Annotated in this window: 5 protein-coding genes and 1 tRNA gene; 5 read left to right on the top strand and 1 reads right to left on the bottom strand. The window is 54.0% G+C overall.

Annotation, left to right across the window (positions count from 1 at the left end; genetic code table 11):
* The 5 genes from Q0X57_RS08045 to Q0X57_RS08025 all read left to right on the top strand — a co-directional run.
* On the top strand, positions 1 to 828 hold an 828-nt coding region (locus tag Q0X57_RS08045; protein WP_297729950.1), incomplete at its 5' end, for a uridine kinase.
* Positions 829 to 838: 10 nt separating this feature from the next.
* Complete coding sequence (locus Q0X57_RS08040) at positions 839 to 1,180, top strand: translation initiation factor (RefSeq protein WP_297729948.1); 342 nt, start codon at positions 839 to 841, stop codon at positions 1,178 to 1,180.
* An 18-nt stretch (positions 1,181 to 1,198) separates the two neighbouring features.
* Positions 1,199 to 1,759 carry an RNA methyltransferase gene (locus tag Q0X57_RS08035; protein ID WP_297729946.1) on the top strand — a complete coding sequence of 187 codons (561 nt, stop codon included), beginning with the start codon at positions 1,199 to 1,201 and terminating at the stop codon, positions 1,757 to 1,759.
* A 417-nt stretch (positions 1,760 to 2,176) separates the two neighbouring features.
* Positions 2,177 to 2,377: a winged helix-turn-helix domain-containing protein gene (locus tag Q0X57_RS08030; RefSeq protein WP_297729952.1), complete on the top strand. Its 201-nt coding sequence runs from the start codon at positions 2,177 to 2,179 to the stop codon at positions 2,375 to 2,377.
* 152 nt (positions 2,378 to 2,529) lie between these two features.
* A tRNA-Leu gene (locus Q0X57_RS08025) sits at positions 2,530 to 2,611 on the top strand.
* Positions 2,612 to 2,728: 117 nt separating this feature from the next.
* Here the strand turns inward: Q0X57_RS08025 and Q0X57_RS08020 are convergent.
* The coding region (locus Q0X57_RS08020; RefSeq protein ID WP_297729944.1) for a DMT family transporter at positions 2,729 to 3,006 on the bottom strand (278 nt) is incomplete at its 5' end.

Here is a 3,006-nt window from a genome sequence, read left to right as displayed (position 1 = left end):
GAGATAGCCGAAGCTTACGAGAGGGGCGTACGCATCGTACTCGTGGCGGGACCCTCTTCGTCGGGCAAGACCACCTTTACCAAGCGACTACGTCTGCAACTCATGGCGAACTACCTTCGTCCCCATCAGCTCTCGCTCGACAACTACTTCGTCGCACGTGAATTCACCCCACTAGATGACAAGGGCGAGTACGACTATGAGCACATTGAGGCACTAGACCTAGAGCTCTTTGCGAGTGATCTGCGTCGTCTCTTGGCTGGCGAACTGGTTGACATGCCGATCTTCGACTTTAATCAAGGTGCTAGAGTCTATCAGAAGGAGCTCTTACAGCTCGGTGAGGGCGATCTGCTCCTCATCGAGGGCATCCATGCGCTCAACCCAAGACTTATCCCCGAGGACCTACAGCCTCTGACCTACAATATCTATATCAGCGCCCTCACAGCCATCGGACTGGATGCGCACAACCGTATTCCTAGCACCGATATACGGCTCCTGAGGCGCATGGTGCGAGACCACAAGTATAGAGGTTACTCAGCCATTGACACCATCAGTCGCTGGCACAGCGTGCGGGCTGGTGAGGAGCGATGGATCTTCCCCTATCAGCAGAGAGCCAATGTCCTCTTCAACAGTGCCCTCATGTACGAAGTTGCCGTCCTCAAGACGCTTGCCGAGCGCATCCTTTACCAGGTTCCCGCCTGTGTCCATGAGTACAGCGAGGCTCGCCGCCTGCTACGCTTTCTAGAGCATGTGCGCCCCGCCCCCTTTGACGTGGTGCCTTCGACCTCCCTCCTCCGTGAATTCATCGGAGGTAGTTCATTTCACTATTAACCCCACAGCTATGAGCAAGAAAAAGGGCAAAGCCCCCGCCACGGGCGGTATCGTCTACAGCACCGATCCCGACTGGACGCCACAAGCCGAGAGCCTTGAGGTAGAGACCCTGCCCGCCACTCAGCAGCGACTACGCATCGAGTACTCACGCGCCGGACGTGCAGGCAAAGAGGCGCTCATCATCAGAGGTTTCGTCGGCTCCGACAGCGACCTTGCAGACCTCGCCCGCCAGCTCAAGCAGTCGCTCGGTTGCGGTGGTTCCACACGTGATGGCGAGATACTGATCCAGCAAAACAATAAGGAGAAGCTCATCAAGCTCCTCCAGTCCAAAGGGTACAAAGACACCAAGTAAAAAAGCCCCCACCCCGCTATGCCTATAGAGAAAACCTCTATTCTAGAGATGCAGCGCCTCACCACCGAGGAGTACCACACTGCTTCCAAGGTACCTCTCACCATACTCCTCGACAACGTACGCAGCATGCACAATGTCGGCTCCATCTTTCGCACGGCAGATGCCTTCCGCATAGAGGAGCTCCTCCTCGTTGGCATCACAGGCTGTCCACCCCACCCGCTCCTCCACAAGACCGCCATCGGAGCCGAGGAGGCGGTCCCTTGGCGACACCTAAACTCCGCCACCGAGGCACTAGAGCAGTACCGACAGGAGGGACGTACCATCCTCGCCCTCGAGCAGACACACCAGAGCATCACCCTCGGTAGCCAACCAGTCCTAGAAGACCGTGGAGCCGTGCTGATCGTGGGCAATGAGGTGCACGGCGTCTCTGACGAAGTGATCCAGTATGCCGACTACTGCCTTGAGATTCCTCAGTACGGCACCAAGCACTCGCTCAATGTAAGCGTCGCCACGGGCATAGCCATCTACGATCTCTGCACCCCTTACCTAGAACAGCACCATCGCTTAACCCAAGGCTAAGGCATCCTACTAGATGACTTCACCGACAGCACTATCAAGGAAATCGAAGGATTCCTCGGTAGAGCTTTTTGATCCTCCACGGAGATACGAAAAAATTCTTCGGAAGTTTGATTTGCTTCTTCCGAAGTTTCATTTCGTTCTTCCGAACTTTTATTTCCCGGTTCCGTGGAGAATTTTCGTTTGCTCCCTGGAGATCTGCGATTTCCTCGGTAGGGATTGCAATCAGCGAAGATCTAGAAGTAGCTACAAGGTGAGTCTATAGCACTACAGGGCGAGGTTTTAGCCATATCGCACTCCTAGAGGGGCAGATTATAGTGCATCTCCCGACCACTTAACCTAGTCGCAAGAGCTGTATCAATCTTTTTCTGTAGCTTTGCTGTATAGAAAATCAAATACACTAGCACTATGGAAGAAAACATGATCGCCTACATCGGCACCAACGCAGGGCTCATCTGGAATGCACTTGACAAGCTCGGCAAGATGGACGTCAAGCAACTCAAGAAAGCGACCAAGATACGTACCGAAAAGGATGTCTACGCAGCGCTCGGCTGGCTCGCCAAGGAGGAGAAGCTCACCTTCGTCTACGAAGACAGCACGCTGCTCGTCTCACTGCGCTAATATCTGCCTAGGTAGCTGACTAGTAGACTAGCCTAGATGTCGCAAATAGGGTAGCCCTACAAATCGTTATTCGTGAGATTGGAAAAATTAAAGTCATCCGAACGCTTGCTAATTCAAAGATTATTCTTACCTTTGCAGACGCAAACCTCGCTGCGGTCGTGGCGGAATTGGTAGACGCGTTAGACTTAGGATCTAATGCCGCGAGGTGTGTGGGTTCGAGTCCCACCGACCGTACAACGATAGAGAGACCTATCTGACACCCCTCATGGGAGCAGATAGGTCTCTCTCATTTTATCGCTGACTATATAAGACTAGAAGCTTCTCCTGTCTAGAAAACGGGGGGGGGCTGCGCTATTCGTTGCGCAGGTGCTCACGGAGGAGTTGCTGGCGGCTTTTGCTACGGGTCACCATGAAGACTCCGAGCAGGATGAGGACCGCAGAGGCGACTTTGGTGAGTGTGAGTTGGTCTTGCCCCATCATAACGGCCAGCATGGAGGCAATGACGGGGATGCCGTAGTTGTAGATGCTGACAACGGTGGGACGCAAACCTCTCTGTGCGAAAAGCAACAAGAGGTAGGCGACAAAGGTGGCGCCCACGACAACGAAGGCTAGTTGCCCGTAGAAGGTAG

The organism is uncultured Porphyromonas sp. (assembly GCF_947254915.1).
In the GTDB taxonomy this organism is placed as follows: domain Bacteria; phylum Bacteroidota; class Bacteroidia; order Bacteroidales; family Porphyromonadaceae; genus Porphyromonas.
This window is presented reverse-complemented; position numbering and strand designations above follow the sequence as displayed.

Coding starts and splice junctions, on each gene's coding strand:
- Q0X57_RS08040 (WP_297729948.1), top strand. CDS start 839: ATGAGCAAGAAAAAGGGCAAAGCCCCCGCCACGGGCGGTATCGTCTAC.
- Q0X57_RS08035 (WP_297729946.1), top strand. CDS start 1,199: ATGCCTATAGAGAAAACCTCTATTCTAGAGATGCAGCGCCTCACCACC.
- Q0X57_RS08030 (WP_297729952.1), top strand. CDS start 2,177: ATGATCGCCTACATCGGCACCAACGCAGGGCTCATCTGGAATGCACTT.